Genomic DNA, 18,346 nt, shown 5'->3' on the forward strand with positions numbered 1-18,346 from the left:
GTTATGGCTGTTCAAGCATTTCCACTAGTGATATAACTAAGCCATTGGAAGGCGAACCCCTTGCCAACCGCTCACAGGCGGCATCCCACACGACAGGAATGAATCGATGAAGATCATTTACGTAGACGTTGATTCGCTTCGGCCAGACCACACTGGCGCCTACGGCTATGCAAGGAACATCACCCCCAACCTGGATGAAATGGCCCGGAGCAGCGTCATCTTTGACCGCTACTACTGCTCGGACTCACCGTGCCTGCCTTCCAGGACCGCGCTTACCAGCGGCCAGCACGGAATCACCAACGGCGTCATAGGCCACTTCGGCGACGACGCACGGTTCCGCCTGGACGCCGGCCACGCCCCACACCCGGACCGGCCCCTCCTTGGGCAGGCACTGAACATGGCCGGATACACCTGCGCGGCCGTATCCTCCTTTGCCGAACGGCACCGGGCCTACTACTTCATGGGCAACTTCCGGGAGAACGTGCAGGTCACACCGGACATGGGCGACGAGCCGGCGGACATGATCACCGACGCGGCCCTGGAATGGATCGGCAAGCACCGGAACGTCGACAACTGGTACTTGCACGTCACTTACTGGGACCCGCACACCGACTACCTGCAGGACGAATCATGGACTGCCAAGGCCGCGGCCTCCGGACCCGCCCCCTCATGGCCGGATCAGGAAGCCATCGACGGGCACGCTGAGGTCTACGGTGCCCGCAGTGCGCTGGATCTGCACTACTCCGGCGGACCAAAGAAGTCGCGGGTTCCACACAACATGCCGGAGGAAATCCGCACACGGGCCGACTTTGAGCACCTGATCAACGGCTACGACGGTGCTATTCATTTCTGGGACACAGAGTTCGGCAGGCTCCGCCATGAGATCGAGAAGATGGGCCTGGCCGAGGATGTTGCCATCATTGTTTCTTCCGACCACGGTGAGTCGTTCGGAGAGTTAGGACTCTATGCCGAACACGGCCTTGCTTCCGAACCTGTACACCGGCTTCCGATGATCATCCACTGGCCAGGGATCACAGATCAGCCCGACGTGGCCGGAAGCCGCAATGACGCGCTCCTGTACAACATCGACTACGCGTCGACCATTCTGGATCTGCTGGGAGAGCGGCAACCCGGAAAATGGCAGGGTGAATCCTACGCTGCAGCTGTCCGCGGCGGCACCATCGAATCGCGTCCGTACCTCGTCTGGGGTCATGGAGCCCACACCTACCAGCGGGCAGTCCGCACCCGCGACCACCTCTACATACGCACCTACCACCCGGGGTGCTTCCGCGCTGAGCTTGAGTCCCTGTTCAACGTGTCGGACGACCCATACCTGACGAACAACCTGATCACCAGCGAGCCGGAACTGGCCACACAGATGAGGTCCAACCTGTTGGAATGGCTCGGCTTCTACGCTGGAACACCGGGTGCGCTGCCCGATCCCATGCAGGGCGCGCTGCAGGTTGGCCCCACGCTCTACAATCAGCCAAAGGACTATGCACAACACCTGCGCAACACAGGCCGCGGCCACCTCGCCAAGCATCTCGAGGAAAGCCTAAGCCCGGGGAATGCCGCAACACACGTCTCATGGCATGCGCAAGTGCCCATTAGCGGGGAAGATCGAGAAGCGATGAGAAAGCGTTTCGCAATGATCACAGCTGAGGAGTAAAAATGGCTACAGTTGCCGCCGAAAGGGAAACGCCTGCCAAACGCCCCCGGGCAGAAGCGGCCGGTTCACTTGGAAGGCTCGAGGTCATCCTGCTGAGTCTCCTCAGCACCAGTACCCGCACAGGCTACGACGTCCGCAAGTGGCTCGACCGCCACGGACCCTACGTCGGCTACAGCGCGCAGACATCCCAGATCTACCGCCAACTCGGCAAACTCGTTGACCGGCAGTGGGCGTTCCCGGTTCCAGACCCCCGCGATTCCGGGCCAGATGCCAAGCTCTACCAGATCACCGACGAGGGACGTCGGAAGCTCCAGGAATGGATCGACTCACCCTATGAGCCACCCATGCGCCCCCTGGACCCCGACTTCCAGGTCAGACTGCGCTTTGCTGGAACAGACAGCCCTGAAAAAGCCCTGGAACTGGTACAAACCGAATTGCGTTTCCGCCGGGACCACCACCAAAACCACCTCATCACCATGGAACTCGCAGAAGAAGACTTCGGGCCAGACGAAAATGAAGACGAGCGGTACTGGCACGAAGAGCTGGTACGTCTGCAAAGTGAACGCGGCCTCTACATGGTCAACAGCCTCATGGCCTGGCTCGAAGCGACAGAAAAGCGCCTTGAGGCGCTCATCCAATACCGGGACCGGAAAAGAAAAAATGATCCCCTTGAAAAACAGCCCTGAACCCGTGGGACCAAGCTGTTGTGCAGGCGGTTCACGCCATACCTCATCGACGACGGCGGTCCCCGTCGCCGTCGACCCTTCGGCGTCTGCCAGAGGCATCCACCGTGATGTCCGCGTCAGTGCCGGATGGTTCGCGATGGGCGACGCGTTCGGGGAAGGGTATCCCGGCGACGGTGAATCACCCGTCCACCAAGTCCGCGTTGACTCGTTCTCCATCGACACCACAACCGTGACCAATGCTATGTACGCCGCATTCGTCGCCGACTCGGGCTACCGAACAGAAGCCGAGCAATTCGGTTCTTCGGCCGTCTTCCATCTGCTCTCCACTGCACGTCGCGATGACGTACTAGGCGCTGCCACCGGCGCACCCTGGTGGCTGAACATCCGTGGAGCAGACTGGGCACATCCCACTGGCCCGGAATCACGGTGGCAGGACATAGCCGACCACCCCGTGGTCCACATCTCCCACAACGACGCCCTCGCCTACTGCCAATGGGCCGGCCGTCGCCTGCCAACCGAAGCTGAATGGGAGTACGCAGCCCGCGGTGGATTGCAGGGGGCACGGTACGCATGGGGCAACGAACTCACCCCCGGCCGGAAACATCAATGCAACATCTGGCAAGGCGACTTCCCACGAAACAACACTACCGAGGACAGGCACCTCGGCACAGCCCCCGTGAAATCCTTCCCAGCCAACGGCTACGGCCTGTACGAGGTGGCCGGGAACGTCTGGGAATGGTGCTCGGACTGGTTCCTTCCCAAGTACTACCGAAACTCCCCCGCTGAAAACCCGCAAGGCCCCACCATCGGTGCCGGCCGCGTCATGCGTGGTGGCTCCTACCTGTGCCACGACTCCTACTGCAACCGTTACCGCGTCGCAGCCCGCACCTCCAACACCCCCGAATCATCCTCCGGCAACTGTGGCTTCCGAACGGTGGCGCTGTAACCAGTCTTTTTTCACTGCACCAGCAAAACCCGGCCCATTCCCCCGGCTATCCCCGTGCGAATTGCCATCCCCTGTTGGCATCACTAACCACAGTGCGCCCAAAAACGACCGGCCTCGTCGGTTCGACGGAATCACCAGCGCACAAAAGTACCAGTCCTACTGAGGTTTGAAAGGAATCCCATGTCTTACTCACTCCAGCTGTATACCCTCCGCAATGCGATCGCCGAGGACCTGCCTGGAACCATCAAGAAGGTTGCCGAGATCGGTTTTACGCAGGTTGAGCCGTACAACTTTGTGGCTTTGGCTTCGGAACTCGGCGCCGCGCTGAAGGAAAACGGACTGACCGCGCCTTCCGGCCATGCGCCGTTGCTGAGCCAGGACCAGGATGAGATCTTCGCAGCGGCGAAGGAGTTGGGCATCGCCACGGTGATCGATCCTTACCTTCCGGCCGAGTACTGGCAGAACGCCGAGGACATCCAGGCAACCGCGGCCAAGCTCAACGCAGCAGCGAAGAAGGGCGCCGGATACGGCATCCGGGTGGGCTACCACAACCACGCCTGGGAGCTTGAGTCCACCATCGAAGGCACCACCGCACTGGAGTACTTCGAGTCCCTCCTGGACCCCGAACTAGTCCTGGAAGTGGACACGTACTGGGCAGCCGTGGGCGGCCAGGACCCGGTTGAATTGCTGGCCCGCCTGGGTGACCGGGTGAAGTTCATCCACATCAAGGACGGCCCGGCCACCACGGACATCACGGCACAGCAGCCCGCCGGGCAGGGTACCATCCCGGTGCTGGACGTCATCGCCGCAGCCAAGTCCCTCGAGGTAGGCGTCGTGGAGTTCGATGACTACTCCGGCGACATTTTCCAAGGTGTTACCGAGTCGCTGAACTACCTCAACGCCGCAGCAACGGAAGGGGCGTCAGCATGAGGTTCGCACCTTCAACCCGCAAGGGCCCTGTTGGTGTCGCTGTTATCGGCGCGGGCAACATCTCCAGGCAGTACCTCGATAACCTCACCACCTTCCCGGACCTGAAAGTCCACGTGATCGCGGACCTCTTCGTTGAGGCCGCCGAGACGCGGGCCAAGGAATACGGCGTGGCTGAGTTCGGTGCGCCGGAGCTGGCACTGAATCATCCCGACGTCGAAATCATCGTGAACCTGACCATCCCGGCGGCGCACGTCGAGGTGGCTACGGCTGCCGTGAACGCGGGCAAACACGTGTGGACCGAGAAGCCCTTCTCCCTGGACCGCGAATCGGGGCTGGGTTTGCTCAAGTCCGCCGACGCCGCGGGCATCCGTTTGGGCACCGCACCTGATACGTTCCTGGGCGCCGGGCTGCAGACCGCCCGCAGGATCATAGAACGCGGCGACATCGGCACCCCGCTGACCGGCATGACCACGTTCCAGACCCCCGGCCCGGAATCCTGGCACCCCAACCCGGCGTTCCTGTTCGCCCAGGGCGCGGGCCCGCTGTTCGACATGGGCCCGTACTACCTCACCGCCCTGATCCAGACCTTTGGCTCGGTCCGTAAGGTAGCCGCCGTCGGCTCCGCCGCGAAGAAGACCAGAATCGTTGGTTCCGGTCCCAAGGCAGGGGAGGAATTCGCCGTCGAGGTCCCCACCCACGTCTCCGCGATGGCGCAGTTCGAAGGCGGACAATCCAGCCACAGCGTATTCTCATTCGAGTCCCCGCGCCTGCGGATGGGCTTCGTGGAAATCACGGGCTCCGAGGCGACGCTCTCGCTGCCGGACCCGAACTATTTCGACGGCGACCTCAAGCTTTGGCGTCCCGGCGCCGAAGAACCTGAGATCATCCCCGCCACCGGACCGGCCAACGGCCGCGGCCTAGGTGTGCTGGACATGGCCCGCGCCCTGCGCGCCGGCTCAGCGCATCGTGCCACCGGCGACCTCGCCTACCACGTGCTGGACACCATGGTCTCGATCGCCGAGTCCGTCGAGTCTGGGTCGTTCGTGGACGTCACCAGCAACGCCCCCGTTTCGGCCGCGGTCCCTGAGGACTGGGCCCCCGAAACAGCAACGCTCTAGCAGCTCGCCAAGCGAGAGAAAGAGAACAAGAACATGACCACCCCCGCCCACTCGTCCCTGCCTTCCGACCGTCCACTCGGTGTGGCCGCCATCGGTTACGCCTTCATGGGGAAGGCCCACTCGAATGCGTGGCGGAATGTGGCCAGTTTCTTCGACGTCCCGGCCTTCGAGCAGAAAGTGCTCGTGGGCCGGGACGCCACCAAAGTGGCCTTCGCAGCCGGCAAATACGGCTGGGAGGAGTGGGCCACCGATTGGCGTGAGGTGGTCCACCGGGATGACATCGACATCATTGATATCTGCGCCCCCGGCTGGATGCACGCCGAAATCACCATCGCAGCACTTGAGGCCGGCAAGCACGTCTTGGTCGAAAAGCCCCTCGCCAACACCCTGGCCGAAGCCGAACTCATGACCGCCGCCGCAGCCAAGGCCTGCGCCCGCGGCGTCCAATCCATGATCGGCTTCAACTACCGGCGCGTCCCCGCCCTGGCCCTGGCCAAGGAACTCATCGCCGAAGGCCGTCTCGGCGCCATCCGCCACGTCCGCGCCGCCTACCTCCAGGACTGGCTCTCCGACGCCGAGTCCCCCATGACTTGGCGGCTCCGCAAGGAAACCGCCGGCTCCGGAGCACTGGGCGACATCGCCTCCCACGCCATCGACCAGATCCAGTTTCTGTCCAGTCAGCTGGTCACGGAAGTCACCGGAACGTTGCGCACATTCGTTGCCGAACGTCCTGGCCCCCACGGCCTCGAGGAGGTGACAGTTGATGATGCCGTCTGGGCCACTCTTGGACTCACGGGCAACATCAGCGCCTCGGTCGAGGCATCCCGAGTAGCGACCGGGCAGAAGAACAGTCTCCGGATCGAGATCTACGGCACTGCGGGCTCGTTGACGTTCGATCTGGAGAACCTCAACGAACTGATGTTCCTGGACGCGACCGTTCCCGTGCGGGAGCAGGGTTTCCGGCGGATCCTGGTCAACGAACCCGAACACCCGTACCTTGAGGCATGGTGGCCGCAAGGACACATCATCGGGTGGGAACACACCTTCACCCACCAGGTCCGCGATTTCCTCCTAGCCATACAGGACGGAACCCAGCCGTCGCCGTCGTTCGAGGAGGGCCTGAACGTCCAGCACATCCTGGCCGGCATCGAAGAATCTGCCGCCGCAAAGAGCTCACTGATCCAACTGCAGACCCACACCGAAGGAGCCTGACATGCCCCGCCCGTACACCCTGTTCACCGGCCAGTGGGCCGACCTCCCCCTCGAGGAAGTCGCGCGTCTTGCCTCGGGCTGGGGCTACGACGGCCTGGAAATCGCCGTCTCCGGAGACCACCTCGACGCCTGGCGATGGGACGAACCAGGCTACGTCGACTCCAAACTCGAACTCCTGGACAGGTACAACCTCAAAGTCTGGGCCATCTCCAACCACCTCAAAGGCCAAGCCGTCTGCGATGACCCCATCGACTTCCGTCACGAAGCCATCGTCGGCTCACGTGTCTGGGGTGATGGGAACCCCGAAGGCGTCCGCCAACGCGCCGCCGAAGAAATGAAACACACCGCCCGCCTCGCCCGCGCTTTAGGGGTGGACACCGTGGTCGGGTTCACCGGCTCCTCCATCTGGCAATACGTTGCCATGTTCCCGCCGGTCCCCGAGAAAGTCATCGACGCCGGCTACCAGGACTTCGCCGACCGCTGGAACCCCATCCTGGACGTCTTCGACGAACAGGGTGTGAAGTTCGCCCACGAAGTCCACCCCTCCGAAATCGCCTACGACTACTGGACGACTCAGCGCACGCTGGAAGCGATCGGGCACCGCGAAGCGTTCGGACTGAACTGGGACCCCTCCCACATGATGTGGCAAGGCATCGACCCCGTGTCCTTCATCTGGGACTTCAAGGACCGGATCTACCACGTGGACTGCAAGGACACCAAGCTCCGGTTCACCGGACGCAACACCGTCCTGGGCTCCCACCTGCCCTGGGGCGACCCCCGCCGCGGCTGGGACTTCGTCTCCGCCGGACGCGGCGACGTGCCATGGGAATCCGCGTTCCGGGCCCTGTCCGCCATCGGCTACAACGGCCCCATCTCCGTGGAATGGGAAGACGCCGGCATGGACCGCCTCCACGGCGCCCCCGAAGCCCTCGCCGCCCTGAAGAAGTTCGACTTCCCCGCCTCCCAAACCAGCTTCGACGCCGCCTTCAGCAGCAAAGACTAGCCAGGTTGATGCACACCCCAACCTGACGTCGCCAACCCTTCCAGAAAGTGTCACAGTAGGGTCCAAACTGCCCTTTCCTGACGCCAGCAACCCACAGTCTTAGAACTCAACCTGACACTCCATAGCGCGCCCGCCGGAGACCACCGACAAAACCGCACCGTCAGCACCAACCCGGGCGCCGACGTCGGGCCCTGCAGCACTGGTGCGGACGTCCCGCGGGGCCGTCCCGAAACCCAAGCCGCCCGCAAAGCGAAAGACTCACTTCTCCCCAAGTTCGACAAACCGCATGCTCCGATGACTAGCATGAATACTCCGGGCATGCCCGGGTACGTGACCTCTTGAACGACCCCTCGGAAGGTCGGCGTTGACGCGGCGACCACGTAAAGGAGAAGACTGTGCGGGAGCCTGTAGTCAACGAGAGCGTGTCAGAAACCATCGCCGATTTTGAGGATTCAGCCAGGGAAGAACCCGCGGCACCGCAAACAGAGACGCCACAAGAAACACAGCCCGAAGAATCAGCCCCCGAGCCCGCCGAGATCACCTTCGACGAACAGTTCTACCCCGCCCGGCCCAAAGCGCTACGGCCGATCGCCCGCCGTCGGCAGTTTTTCGCCGCCCGACCTTCGCTGGAGTTCGACGGCCGCAACCCCACGTACGTGGACTGGCTCCGGAACCAATCCATGCTTGGAGACGCCAACACCATGGCCCGGCAGCTCTCCGGCCAGGCCAGCATGTGGCAGAACGCGTACGCCAAGCCGAATCCGAGGTCGGCCGTTGAGCGCGCACCCGTGTGGTTCACGGCCTATCCCCTCTCCTTCATCACCAAGGAAGGCCAGTCCTTCCTGTCCGCACTTGGTGACCCGGAGCTATGGGAGGCCTTCCGCGAGATCGGGATCCGCGGCCTCCATACAGGTCCGGTGAAACTCGCCGGCGGCATCCGGGGTTGGTCGCAAACCCCCAGTGTGGACGGGCACTTCGACCGCATCAGCATGGCGATCGATCCCGCTTTTGGCACCGAGGAAGAGTTCCGCCGCATGTGCGAGGTGGCGGTGGACCACGAGGGCACGATCATCGACGACATCGTGCCGGGCCACACGGGCAAAGGCGCTGACTTCCGCCTCGCCGAGATGAACTTTCGCGACTACCCCGGCATCTATCACATGGTGGATATCCCGGAGGAAGACTGGCACCTGCTGCCCGACGTTCCCGAGGGCGAAGACTCGGTGAACATCAGCCCGGAAACCGAGAAGGCCCTGCAGCAAGCCGGCTACATCATCGGACGGCTCCAGCGCGTGATCTTCTACGAACCCGGGGTCAAGGAAACCAACTGGAGCGCGACCCGGCCGATCGTGGACACCACGGGCAAGACCCGCCGCTGGGTTTACCTGCACTACTTCAAAGCCGGGCAGCCCTCCATCAACTGGCTCGACCCTACGTTCGCGGGCATGCGCCTGGTGGTCGGCGACGCCCTGCACTCCCTGCTCGACCTCGGCACCGGGGCGCTGCGGCTGGATGCCAACGGATTCCTGGGCGTCGAGAAGAGCGCCGAAGAACAGCCGGGTTGGTCCGAGGGCCACCCACTGTCCGAGGCCGCGAACCAATTGATCGGCTCCATGATCCGCAAGGTGGGCGGGTTCTCCTTCCAGGAACTGAACCTGACCATTGACGACATCAAGGCGCAGTCCGAGTCCGGCCCCGACCTGTCCTACGACTTCATCACGCGCCCCGCCTACCATTACTCACTGGTCACGGGCGATACGGAATTCCTGCGCCTCACCTTAAAGCTGTCCATGGAGATCGGCGTGGACCAGGCATCGTTGGTGCACGCCCTCCAGAACCACGATGAGCTGACCTATGAGCTTCTCCACTTCGCCGCCGGCCACCGCGAGGACGTGTTCGAGCTCGGCGGCGAGGAACTGACGGGCGCTGAAATAGCCGAGAAGGTCCAAGAGACCATGCGCGAGCGCCTCACCGGCGAAAACGGACCGTACAACGCGGTCTTCACCACCAACGGCATCGCCTGCACTACGGTCAGTTTCATCATGGCGGCCCTCGGCATCCAGGATCCTGATGCCATCACCAAGGAACAAGAGGCGCAGGTGCTGGACGCCCACGTGCTCTTGTCCATGTACAATGCGCTGCAACCCGGCGTCTTTGCGCTCTCCGGTTGGGACCTCACCGGCGTGACCGCCTTGGACCGGGAGAAAGTCAGGGAACTCACCTTTCAGGGCGATACCCGCTGGATCAACCGCGGGGCCCACGACCTCATGGGCACCAGCCCCGACGCCAAAACCTCCCTGGCCGGCATGCCCCGCGCCCGCAGCCTCTACGGTTCATTGCCGGAGCAACTCAAGGACCCCAAGAGCTACGCCAAGAGGCTCCAGGAAATCCTTCGCGTCAGGGAAACCTCCGGTATTGCCACCAGCACACTTCTGGATGTGCCGGACGTGTCGAACCGCGGCCTGCTGGTCCTGGTCAACCAGCTTGCAGACGGCGCCCTCGAGGTGACCGTGCTGAACTTCTCGGATCAGGACATCGCCGGCAGCATCCAGTCGTCACATTTGGTCCCCGGCGCCACGGTCCACGACCTTTTCAGCGGCGAGGACATCACGCAGGTGGACGACCTCCACAGTTTCTTCCTTGAGTTGGGCGCTTTCCAAGGCACGGCTCTGCTTCTCAAGGACCCGGTAGAAGAAACCGAGACGAGCGAATAGAAAGCCCGACGTCGGCACTCACGGGGAGTGCCGACGTCGAGCGTTAATGCGTGGTTCAGAAGGTGTACGCGACGCGCTCCCAGCTGAGGACGTCACTGCCTGCAGCGTTGTTCGGAGCTACCGTCACGCGCAGCCACTCGTTGGAGGTTGCTGCGCCTTCAACGGTGACGCGGCGAAGGTTCTCCACGCTGTCCACGCCGTAAATACCAAGCCACGGTGAGCCTGCAGTCAAAGGGGAATCGTCGTTAAAGATGTGGCTGTCGCCGTTGAAGATGTAGACGGGGCCGCCATAGGACGCTGAGCCCGCGGCGATCGCTTCAACGATCGGGCGGAAGCCGCTCACCAACTCCGGGTTCGCTTCCGCGCCTTGCGAGAGCATGAACGGATCGAACATGTCGGCCTGGGTCATCACCACCACGGCACGTGCCTTGGTCCTCGCTGCGTCTTCGAAGGTGCGCTGCAATTGCGCGACATCCGCGGCCGTCCTCGCCTCAACTTCAGCGAGCTGGGCCTCGTTCGGCACCGTCTCCCCGAGACCTGACCACGGCGCGAGAGAGTTGTTGGAGCCCTGGACGTTGACGACTGAGAACGCGATCCGCTCCTTGCTGAAGGTCACGTTCTCCGGCAGGCCCTGATCAACGGCGGACTTGACCGGCATGGTGCCGCCCAGGGTCTTTCCCGGCGTGTTGAAGAACATTTCGCGGAGCGTGTCGAGCCGTTCCAGCGGGTTATAGGCGCCGTTGTTGACGCGGTGGCAGTCCACCCACTCGTTGTCGCCGGGCGTGTAGACGAGCGGAGCTTCGAAACGGTCAAACTGGGTCTTGATAGCGGCGAAGTACTCATCGGTGCATTGGGCGGATCCCGCCTTGATATCGCCAAGGTGCGAGACGAACTTCAGCTCGTCCTGGGTGTTCAGTTCGGTCACCATCTGCGGGAAACGTTCAACTTGGGCGGGACCGTACGGCACGTCCCCGATCACGCCGAAAGTGAAGGACGATTCATCCTGCGTTGACGGTGCGGCTTGCGCCGGCAGGGCGGGGGTGGACATGAGGACCAAGGCGGCGGCTACGCCCAGGGCACGTTGTGTGAGTGACATGTCAGGCTCCAGATCGGTTTGGCTAGGGGGCACCGGCCAAACTACGCGAGCCAGGCTACGGGAACGGGAAGCCGAACCGTCCCGTGGATGAACAGGCCCCGACGTGCACCGCTTAGCGCCCGACGTCGGCACTCACGCTGAGTGCCGACGTCGGGCTTTCCGGAAACCGGGAATCAAGCTGCCGTCCTGTCCGTTCTACTGACGCAAGGACGACAAATCTTGGGGGACCCGTCATGACGTTGAACGAGACCATTGCCCGAATCCGCGCCGGACACCTCATGGTGCGTGACGCCGCCGAATGGGACGAGCTGTCCGCCAACCTCGCCCGCGCCTACCAGGACAACGACGACGAAGGCATCGAACAGTTGCGGCCGCCGTTTCTGCAGTCGTGGAGGACCGTCACCAGGTACGTCCTTCGCGACACCTTCGACGCGGCCGGCATCAACGTCGCGGAGCCAAGCCACCCGTGGGGCATCGCCATCCTCAGCGCGAACGGCGCCAGCTGCGAGCCGGTGTTGGGCCACGCGGACGGTGAGCAGGTCACTTCGGACGGGCGTGTCGACCTGCTGACCTTTGAGGACACGATGGCCAACTACGCGCGTTGCCTGGGAGGTCTGCTTCCGGACTGAGGGCAGACAGGCAAAGAGACAAGGGCGACTGATGCGCCAAAATGTACATTTCGGCTAGAATTGCTCAATGAGTGAAATGACCGTTACGCACGCGAGGAGCAGACTGTCCGAGGCAGTAGACACAGCCCGAGTCAGCCACGAGCCTGTGTACCTGCTCCGCCGGGGCCGCAGGGTAGCCGCTTTGATTGATGCAGAGGATCTTGCCCGTCTCATAGAAGCCGCGGAGGATCTCGAGGATTTGAGGGCGGCTAATGCGGCCCGTTCCGAGATGTCCGAGTCCGGCGACCATCCCGTGCCATGGGAGGATGTCAAGGCGGAATTAGGCCTCGCATGACCTATGCCGTGCAGCTGGCACCTGCGGCGCTGCGACAGGTGCGAAAGTTGCCTCCGGAGGCACGTCGGCGAATTCAGGCCGCCATAGAGATTCTTGCTGAATCACCCCGACCGCCTGGCGCCAAGAAGCTCGTCGGCAGCGACAACGATTGGCGCGTTCGCACCGGGGACTATCGAATCATCTACGAGATCCGCGATTCCGAGTTGATCGTCCTCGTTGTAGCCATTGGCCATCGACGGGATATTTACCGGCATTAACCGGGCGTCTTTTGTCATCTCGAAAATCGCCAGCCACTACATAAGGCTCGACGTCGGCACTCACCCGAGTGCCGACGTCGAACCTTAACGCTTCACTCAGCGCGCGACGGCGGTGAGCGCCTGATCGTAAATGTTCAGGGCCGTGGCGATTTCCTCGGCGGTGACGACCGCGGGCGGGACCACGTGGATTCGGTTATCGGCGAGGAACGGCAGGAGGCCCAAGCGAAGCAGTTCGGCTTTGAGGCGGCCCATGTATTCGGCGGTGACGGGCGTCTTGGAGGAGCGGTCCTGGACGAGTTCGAGCGCCCAGAACACGCCCCGGCCGCGGACGTCGCCGATCACGCTGTGCTTCTCGGCGAGCGCGCGGAGGCCGGGCTCCAGGTGGTCGCGGCCGATGCGTGAAGCGTTGCCGACGATGCCTTCTTCTTCGAACGCCTCAATGGAAGCCACAACAGAAGCCGCCGCGAGCGGGTGCCCCGAGTAGGTGAGGCCGCCGGGGAAGACCCGCTCGTCGAAGGTGGCTGCGATCTCGCCGGAGATGACCACTCCGCCCACGGGAACGTAGCCGGAGTTGACGCCCTTGGCGAAGGTGATGAGGTCCGGAGTGACGTCAAACGCGTCGAAGGCGAACCAGTCACCGGTGCGGCCAAAGCCTGCCATGACTTCATCCAGGATCATGACGATGCCGTACTCGTCGCACAGTTCCCGGACGCCCTGGAGGTAGCCGGGCGTGGGAACCAGGATGCCGGCTGTCCCCGGCACCGTTTCCAAGAGGATCGCGGCGATGGACTGCGGCCCCTCGCACTGGATGGTACGGCGCAAGTGGTGCAGCGCGCGCTCGGTTTCCTGCTCTGGCGTCTCGGCCCAGAACTCGGAGCGGTACAGGTACGGGCCGAAAACGTGGACGTGGCCACGTGCGTACTCGTTGGGGATGCGGCGCCAGTCCCCGGTGGCCACGATCGCCGAGCCGGTGTTGCCGTGGTACGAGCGGTAGCGCGAGATGACCTTGTCACGGCCGGTGTGCAGGCGAGCCATGCGGATTGCGTTCTCGTTGGCGTCTGCTCCGCCGTTGGTGAAGAACACCTTTTCCATGTTCGACGGCGCGTGGGACAGGATCTTCGCTGCCGCCGTTCCGCGGACGTGGCTGGCGTGTGCCGGCGCCAAGGTGGCGAGCGTGGAGGCTTGCTGGGCGATGGCCGCGATGAGCTTGGGGTGCTGGTGGCCGATGTTGGTGTTGACCAGTTGGCTCGAGAAGTCCAGGTAGGTTCGTCCGTCGTGGTCCCAGACCGCACTGCCGGAGCCGCCCGCGATCACCAGCGGCTTGAGAGAACCCTGCGCGGACCACGAATGGAATACGTTCGCCCGGTCCAAGGCCACGGCGTCGGCGTTGGTGATGGCGCTGGAGGCGGTTGCGGCAATATCTACAGTGGCCGCGGTTGGATCTGCTGGCAAGGTTGCGTGGCTGGCGACCATGGCGGTTCCTCTCGGTGACGGATTGGGGAGTCCCTTCATCATCCGGTTTACGCGACCCGCACGAGGCTATACCTTTGTACAATCCATCCATTCACGATCGACGTTTTCACAGTCAAGGGTTCCTCGTGCCACCAAGCCTGAATGTCCTCCTTCGCAGCCGAACACTCAAACTTCGCCTGGTAGTCCCGGACCTCGGCGCGCCGGTCCTGGACGAACCAATCTCCTGGGTGCACAGCTCCGACCTTGGGGACCCCACGCCCTTCCTCGACGCCGGGCAACTCCTGCTCACCGACGGCACACAGTTCCCGGTGTCAAGCACCACGGCGGACGGCAAAGCGTATTCGGATTACGTGCAGCGGCTCGTTGAGCACGGCATTGTTGGGCTCGGCTTTGCCACGCAGGTCGTCCACGGAACCCTCCCTCCGGGATTGGAGGAAGCCTGCCGAAACCACGGGCTGCCGCTGTTGGAGGTTCCCGACCGGACACCCTTCATCGCGATCATCCGGTCCGTGGCGGATTATCTGGCCAAGGAAGAACACGCCCGGTCCGAGTGGTCATTGCAGGCACAACGGGCCATCTCGCGTGCAGCCCTCCGACCGGACGGCCTCACGTCGATCCTCGGCGAGCTGGAACGGCAGCTGCATTCATGGGTGGCGCTCTACGACGCCGCCGGCAACTACGTGCGGATGCCACGGAACCGCCCGATTCCTTCGGACATCGCCGGAGAAGTTACGGCGAAGGTCCGTCGGGCACTGGATCTGGGCACTCGCTCGGCCTCGCATCTTGAGGTAGGCGGGCAATCGGTGACGCTTCAGACCCTGGGACGAAAGGGCAGCCTTCGGGGTGCCTTGGTCCTGGGCGCGATAGAGCCACTGGATCCAGCCAGGGCAGACATCGTGAACAGCGTCATCGGCTTGGCCAGCCTCGCTTTGGAACAGGCCCGCACACTGGACACCGCCCGGAGGCACCTCCGCGCCGGCGTGTTCGAGCAATTGCTGGCGGGCAGCACCGACGTCGCGGTCAAAACGGCCCGGCAAGTCTGGGGCCAACTGCCGCGGGAACCGCTGCTTGTAACGGCGTCACGGCAGGAAAATCCCGCCCCTAACCTGCTGGAAGCGCTGGAACTGCTGGCCGACGATTATCGCGGCGCCGTGTTCTACGCCCTCCGCGGTGAGCTGCTGCTGGTTCTCGCCGGCAACGCGCACCAGGAGAAGGTACTCGAGCTGGTGAAACGCCATGGCGCCTGCGGGGTTTCCGCAGAGACCAGCATGGACGGGCTCACGGGTGCGCTCGAAGAAGCCACGCGGGCGCTGCGCCGCGCGACCGAACTGGGGAGGGCCGTCGTCGAATTTGCTGAGCTATCAGAGGGTGGCATGCTGGGCCTCCTGCGCGAGGAGAAAGCAGGTCCGGTGGCGCGGGGTTTGCTGCAGCCGCTGATCGAGCACGACCGCACCGAACAAACCGAGCTGCTGGCCACCGTCCGGGAATGGTTCGCGAACAACTGCGTGTGGGACAAGACGGCACGTCGGTTGGGAGTGCATCGGCACACGCTGCGTAACAGGATCGACGCCGCCGGGAGAATCCTCGGGCTGAACCTCGACGGGATGCGCGACAGGCTCGAGTTGTTCGCCGCGGTCCAGTTCCTGGAGGACGGACCCGACACCCACCAACGCTCGCTCACCTAACGCCCCCTTCCGGCCAACGCTCTCTCACCTAACGCCCCCGTCCGGCCAACGCTCGCTCACGTCACCTACACAAGAAAACCCCCGGCGCCGCGGAGCGCCAGGGGTTTTCGCTGACAGGGACCAGTGCCATTCCCTGACGTATGTTCAGCTGGCCGCTAATTCTGCGGGAAGCCGAGGTTAATGCCGCCGTGGCTCGGGTCGAGCCAGCGGGAGGTGATGGCCTTCTCGCGGGTGTAGAACTGGAAGCCCTGGAGTCCGTAGGCCTTGGAACTGCCGAAGATGGAGTCCTTGAACCCGCCGAACGAGTAGTAGGCCACAGGGACGGGGATGGGAACGTTGATGCCCACCATGCCCACTTCCACCTCGTTCTGGAAGCGGCGGGCTGCGCCGCCGTCGTTCGTGAAGATGGCCGTGCCGTTACCAAAGGCGCCGTTGTTGATCAGGTTCAGGCCTTCTTCGTAGCTCTTCACCCGCACCACGGCCAGGACCGGGCCAAAAATCTCTTCTTTGTAAACCCGGGAGGTGACGGGGACGTCGTCGATCAGGGTGGGGCCGAGCCAGAAACCGTTCTCGTCGCCGTCCACGGTGATGCCGCGGCCATCAACCACAACCTTGGCACCATCCTCAATCGCAACGTCGATGTAGCCGGCAACCTTGTCGCGGTGCTGCTTTGTGACCAGCGGTCCCATGTCGCAGTTGCGGCGGCCGTCGCCGATCCTCAGGGTGGCCATGCGCGAGGTGATCTTTTCGATGAGCTCGTCGGCAACGGGCTCAACAGCCACCACGACGCTGATGGCCATGCACCGCTCACCGGCGGAACCAAAGCCGGCGTTAATGGCGGCGTCGGCAGTGAGGTCCAGGTCGGCGTCGGGCAGTACAAGCATGTGGTTCTTCGCCCCGCCCAGGGCCTGGACGCGCTTGCCGTTGCGGGCGGCAGTTTCATAGATGTACTGGGCGATCGGCGTGGAACCGACGAAGGAAATGGCCTTCACGTCCGGGTGCTCCAGGAGGCCGTCAACGGCTTCTTTGTCACCATGGAGGACGTTGAAGACGCCGTCCGGAAGTCCCGCTTCGCTGAAGAGGGCAGCGAGCCAGTTGGCCGCCGTCGGGTCCTTCTCGCTCGGCTTCAGGACGACGGCGTTACCCGCCGCGATCGCGATCGGCAGGAACCACAGCGGAACCATGGCCGGGAAGTTGAAGGGGCTGATGATGCCGACCACGCCCAGCGGCGCCTTGGTGGAGTAGACGTCGACGCCGGAGGAGACATTCTCTGAATGCTCGCCTTTGATGAGGTGCGGGAAGCCGGTGGCCAGTTCCACGACCTCCAGGCCGCGGGTGATTTCACCGAGGGCATCGGAGACGACCTTGCCGTGCTCGGAGGTGATGATTTCGGCAAGTTCGCCCTTGCGCTCGTTGAGCAGCTCGCGGAAGCGGAAGATGATCTGCTGGCGCTTGGTGATGGAAAGGTCGCGCCAGGCCGGGAAAGCCTTCTGCGCCGAGGAGATCGCAGCCTCGATGTCGGCACCGTTGGCCAGGGACACACGCTTGGTTTCGATGCCGCGGGCGGGGTCGAAGACCGGAGCGGTGCGGTCGCCCGCAGACGGGGACTCGGCGCCGCCGATCCAGTGGGACAGCACGGGAAGTTCTTGGTTGACTGACACGCTTCTTCTCGCTTTCAGGTTGTCGGTCGGGGGACGCCAGTAGCGGCTTGCTAGCAACGGTAGCTCTGCCCCACATCGGATTGCCGCCTGACATTTGTCGCCACCACTTGATGGTGATCGACATATGTATACCTATCGAGGGGCCAGCTTCCGCCAAGAAAATGTGGTGCCGGAGGTAAGCGGAGTACCGCTACTGTGGGTCCCGGCTCGCCAGGAGCCATTTACTCGCGCGCGCGAACCCGGCGCCGGGCTGGGTGGCTACGGACATCGCCGGTGACCTCGCCACAGACCCATCGGTCCTGGCGGGGCTTCCCCTCGGGGAGGTCACGCCGCCGGAGGACGTCGCGGAGGTCATCGCGTTCCTGGCATCGGGCCGTTCCCGGCACAGCACGGGTTCAACCATAGATATCACCGGCGCGGATTACGTCCGCTAAACCTCGACCAACTCATTCTTGACCCGACCGGCCCCTTCCAAGAGGGTTTCGTAGTGGGTAAGCCCTGGGAACAGGAGTACTGACATGGCAAACGGACGTATCGACGACTGGAGTTCGCTGCCCGGAGCCCACGTGGAGATCCGGCAGCAGGGCGCAGCGATCTGCAGGGGCACCGTTGACGCGGTGACGGAGGACGGGCGGATTCTATGGGTCCATACGGCTGTTGAAGGGCGTCGGCTCTTTGAGAAGTCCGAGTACTACGAAGCCTGGGCCGCAGAGGATCGGCTCGGTTTTCATTACATGGTTGCGCGCGGCTACTCAACTAGCCTCGCCAACCTCGCACTGGCCCGCCGGGAGCCTGGCTGCGCTGAGATCCGCAGGCTCGTTTCGGCTGCCATTGGCCCTATGGTCTGGACCAAAATCGGCGTTCTTGGGCAACGGAGCGTCGCCGTCCCGCGCGCTTGGTAGAGTGAGCCATCACTTTGTCTTGGCCTTTGTC

17 protein-coding genes are annotated in these 18,346 nt (G+C 63.4%); 14 read left to right on the forward strand and 3 right to left on the reverse strand.

Annotation, left to right across the window (positions count from 1 at the left end; genetic code table 11):
- The first annotated feature begins 106 nt into the window (after positions 1-106).
- From AB0N65_RS11280 to treS, 8 genes are all read left to right on the forward strand, one after another.
- Complete coding sequence (locus tag AB0N65_RS11280) at positions 107-1,669, forward strand: sulfatase (protein WP_364161153.1); 1,563 nt, start codon at positions 107-109, stop codon at positions 1,667-1,669.
- 2 nt (positions 1,670-1,671) lie between these two features.
- Complete coding sequence (locus AB0N65_RS11285; RefSeq protein ID WP_364161155.1) at positions 1,672-2,355, forward strand: PadR family transcriptional regulator; 684 nt, start codon at positions 1,672-1,674, stop codon at positions 2,353-2,355.
- Entirely contained in the window at positions 2,330-3,301 is a 972-nt protein-coding gene (locus AB0N65_RS11290; RefSeq protein ID WP_364161157.1) for a formylglycine-generating enzyme family protein, read from the forward strand. The genes AB0N65_RS11285 and AB0N65_RS11290 overlap by 26 nt, the downstream gene beginning before the upstream one ends.
- A gap of 180 nt (positions 3,302-3,481) precedes the next feature.
- The gene (locus AB0N65_RS11295; RefSeq protein WP_364161159.1) at positions 3,482-4,231 is read left to right on the forward strand and encodes a sugar phosphate isomerase/epimerase; all 750 of its coding nucleotides are present in this window, start codon (positions 3,482-3,484) and stop codon (positions 4,229-4,231) included.
- Positions 4,228-5,349: a Gfo/Idh/MocA family oxidoreductase gene (locus AB0N65_RS11300; RefSeq protein ID WP_364161161.1), complete on the forward strand. Its 1,122-nt coding sequence runs from the start codon at positions 4,228-4,230 to the stop codon at positions 5,347-5,349. The genes AB0N65_RS11295 and AB0N65_RS11300 overlap by 4 nt, the downstream gene beginning before the upstream one ends.
- Positions 5,350-5,382: 33 nt before the next feature.
- Complete coding sequence (locus tag AB0N65_RS11305; protein ID WP_364161163.1) at positions 5,383-6,561, forward strand: Gfo/Idh/MocA family oxidoreductase; 1,179 nt, start codon at positions 5,383-5,385, stop codon at positions 6,559-6,561.
- A 1-nt stretch (position 6,562) separates the two neighbouring features.
- Positions 6,563-7,564 (forward strand): sugar phosphate isomerase/epimerase family protein, encoded by a 1,002-nt coding sequence (locus tag AB0N65_RS11310; RefSeq protein ID WP_364161165.1) that lies wholly within the window; start codon positions 6,563-6,565, stop codon positions 7,562-7,564.
- 395 nt (positions 7,565-7,959) lie between these two features.
- Complete coding sequence (treS, locus tag AB0N65_RS11315) at positions 7,960-10,278, forward strand: maltose alpha-D-glucosyltransferase (RefSeq protein WP_364161167.1); 2,319 nt, start codon at positions 7,960-7,962, stop codon at positions 10,276-10,278.
- Between the two features lie 55 nt (positions 10,279-10,333).
- Here treS and AB0N65_RS11320 read toward each other — a convergent pair whose 3' ends face one another.
- Entirely contained in the window at positions 10,334-11,374 is a 1,041-nt protein-coding gene (locus AB0N65_RS11320; protein WP_364161169.1) for a hypothetical protein, read from the reverse strand.
- Between the two features lie 233 nt (positions 11,375-11,607).
- Between AB0N65_RS11320 and AB0N65_RS11325 the strand changes: the two genes are divergently transcribed.
- The 3 genes from AB0N65_RS11325 to AB0N65_RS11335 all read left to right on the forward strand — a co-directional run bounded on the left by AB0N65_RS11325 (position 11,608) and on the right by AB0N65_RS11335 (position 12,594).
- Positions 11,608-12,003, forward strand: a complete 396-nt coding sequence (locus AB0N65_RS11325; protein ID WP_364161171.1) for a hypothetical protein — start codon at positions 11,608-11,610, stop codon at positions 12,001-12,003.
- A 67-nt stretch (positions 12,004-12,070) separates the two neighbouring features.
- Positions 12,071-12,337, forward strand: coding sequence for a type II toxin-antitoxin system Phd/YefM family antitoxin (locus tag AB0N65_RS11330; protein ID WP_364161173.1), 267 nt, complete (start codon positions 12,071-12,073; stop codon positions 12,335-12,337).
- Complete coding sequence (locus AB0N65_RS11335; protein WP_364161175.1) at positions 12,334-12,594, forward strand: type II toxin-antitoxin system RelE/ParE family toxin; 261 nt, start codon at positions 12,334-12,336, stop codon at positions 12,592-12,594. The genes AB0N65_RS11330 and AB0N65_RS11335 overlap by 4 nt, the downstream gene beginning before the upstream one ends.
- Positions 12,595-12,690: 96 nt before the next feature.
- On the opposite strand, the gene AB0N65_RS11340 is transcribed toward AB0N65_RS11335, so the two are convergent.
- A complete protein-coding gene (locus AB0N65_RS11340) occupies positions 12,691-14,067 on the reverse strand; it encodes an aspartate aminotransferase family protein (protein ID WP_364161177.1) in 1,377 nt (458 codons plus the stop codon).
- A gap of 125 nt (positions 14,068-14,192) precedes the next feature.
- On the opposite strand from AB0N65_RS11340, the gene AB0N65_RS11345 reads away from it, so the two are divergent.
- Positions 14,193-15,752, forward strand: coding sequence for a PucR family transcriptional regulator ligand-binding domain-containing protein (locus tag AB0N65_RS11345; RefSeq protein WP_364161179.1), 1,560 nt, complete (start codon positions 14,193-14,195; stop codon positions 15,750-15,752).
- A gap of 155 nt (positions 15,753-15,907) precedes the next feature.
- On the opposite strand, the gene AB0N65_RS11350 is transcribed toward AB0N65_RS11345, so the two are convergent.
- Positions 15,908-17,413, reverse strand: a complete 1,506-nt coding sequence (locus AB0N65_RS11350; protein ID WP_364161181.1) for a CoA-acylating methylmalonate-semialdehyde dehydrogenase — start codon at positions 17,411-17,413, stop codon at positions 15,908-15,910.
- Between the two features lie 254 nt (positions 17,414-17,667).
- On the opposite strand from AB0N65_RS11350, the gene AB0N65_RS11355 reads away from it, so the two are divergent.
- Positions 17,668-17,847, forward strand: coding sequence for a hypothetical protein (locus AB0N65_RS11355; RefSeq protein ID WP_364161182.1), 180 nt, complete (start codon positions 17,668-17,670; stop codon positions 17,845-17,847).
- A gap of 84 nt (positions 17,848-17,931) precedes the next feature.
- On the forward strand, positions 17,932-18,315 hold the full coding sequence (locus AB0N65_RS11360) for a hypothetical protein (protein ID WP_364161184.1): 384 nt from the start codon (positions 17,932-17,934) through the stop codon (positions 18,313-18,315).
- The last annotated feature ends 31 nt before the right edge of the window (positions 18,316-18,346 follow it).

The organism is Paenarthrobacter sp. NPDC089322 (assembly GCF_040684895.1).
Taxonomy (GTDB): Bacteria; Actinomycetota; Actinomycetes; order Actinomycetales; family Micrococcaceae; genus Arthrobacter.

Excerpts from the sequence above, each read along its gene's own strand:
- AB0N65_RS11280 (WP_364161153.1), top strand. The coding sequence starts at position 107 with ATGAAGATCATTTACGTAGACGTTGATTCGCTTCGGCCAGACCACACT.
- AB0N65_RS11285 (WP_364161155.1), top strand. The coding sequence starts at position 1,672 with ATGGCTACAGTTGCCGCCGAAAGGGAAACGCCTGCCAAACGCCCCCGG.
- AB0N65_RS11290 (WP_364161157.1), top strand. The coding sequence starts at position 2,330 with ATGATCCCCTTGAAAAACAGCCCTGAACCCGTGGGACCAAGCTGTTGT.
- AB0N65_RS11295 (WP_364161159.1), top strand. The coding sequence starts at position 3,482 with ATGTCTTACTCACTCCAGCTGTATACCCTCCGCAATGCGATCGCCGAG.
- AB0N65_RS11300 (WP_364161161.1), top strand. The coding sequence starts at position 4,228 with ATGAGGTTCGCACCTTCAACCCGCAAGGGCCCTGTTGGTGTCGCTGTT.
- AB0N65_RS11305 (WP_364161163.1), top strand. The coding sequence starts at position 5,383 with ATGACCACCCCCGCCCACTCGTCCCTGCCTTCCGACCGTCCACTCGGT.
- AB0N65_RS11310 (WP_364161165.1), top strand. The coding sequence starts at position 6,563 with ATGCCCCGCCCGTACACCCTGTTCACCGGCCAGTGGGCCGACCTCCCC.
- AB0N65_RS11320 (WP_364161169.1), bottom strand. The coding sequence starts at position 11,374 with ATGTCACTCACACAACGTGCCCTGGGCGTAGCCGCCGCCTTGGTCCTC.
- AB0N65_RS11325 (WP_364161171.1), top strand. The coding sequence starts at position 11,608 with ATGACGTTGAACGAGACCATTGCCCGAATCCGCGCCGGACACCTCATG.
- AB0N65_RS11330 (WP_364161173.1), top strand. The coding sequence starts at position 12,071 with ATGAGTGAAATGACCGTTACGCACGCGAGGAGCAGACTGTCCGAGGCA.
- AB0N65_RS11335 (WP_364161175.1), top strand. The coding sequence starts at position 12,334 with ATGACCTATGCCGTGCAGCTGGCACCTGCGGCGCTGCGACAGGTGCGA.
- AB0N65_RS11340 (WP_364161177.1), bottom strand. The coding sequence starts at position 14,067 with ATGGTCGCCAGCCACGCAACCTTGCCAGCAGATCCAACCGCGGCCACT.
- AB0N65_RS11360 (WP_364161184.1), top strand. The coding sequence starts at position 17,932 with ATGGCAAACGGACGTATCGACGACTGGAGTTCGCTGCCCGGAGCCCAC.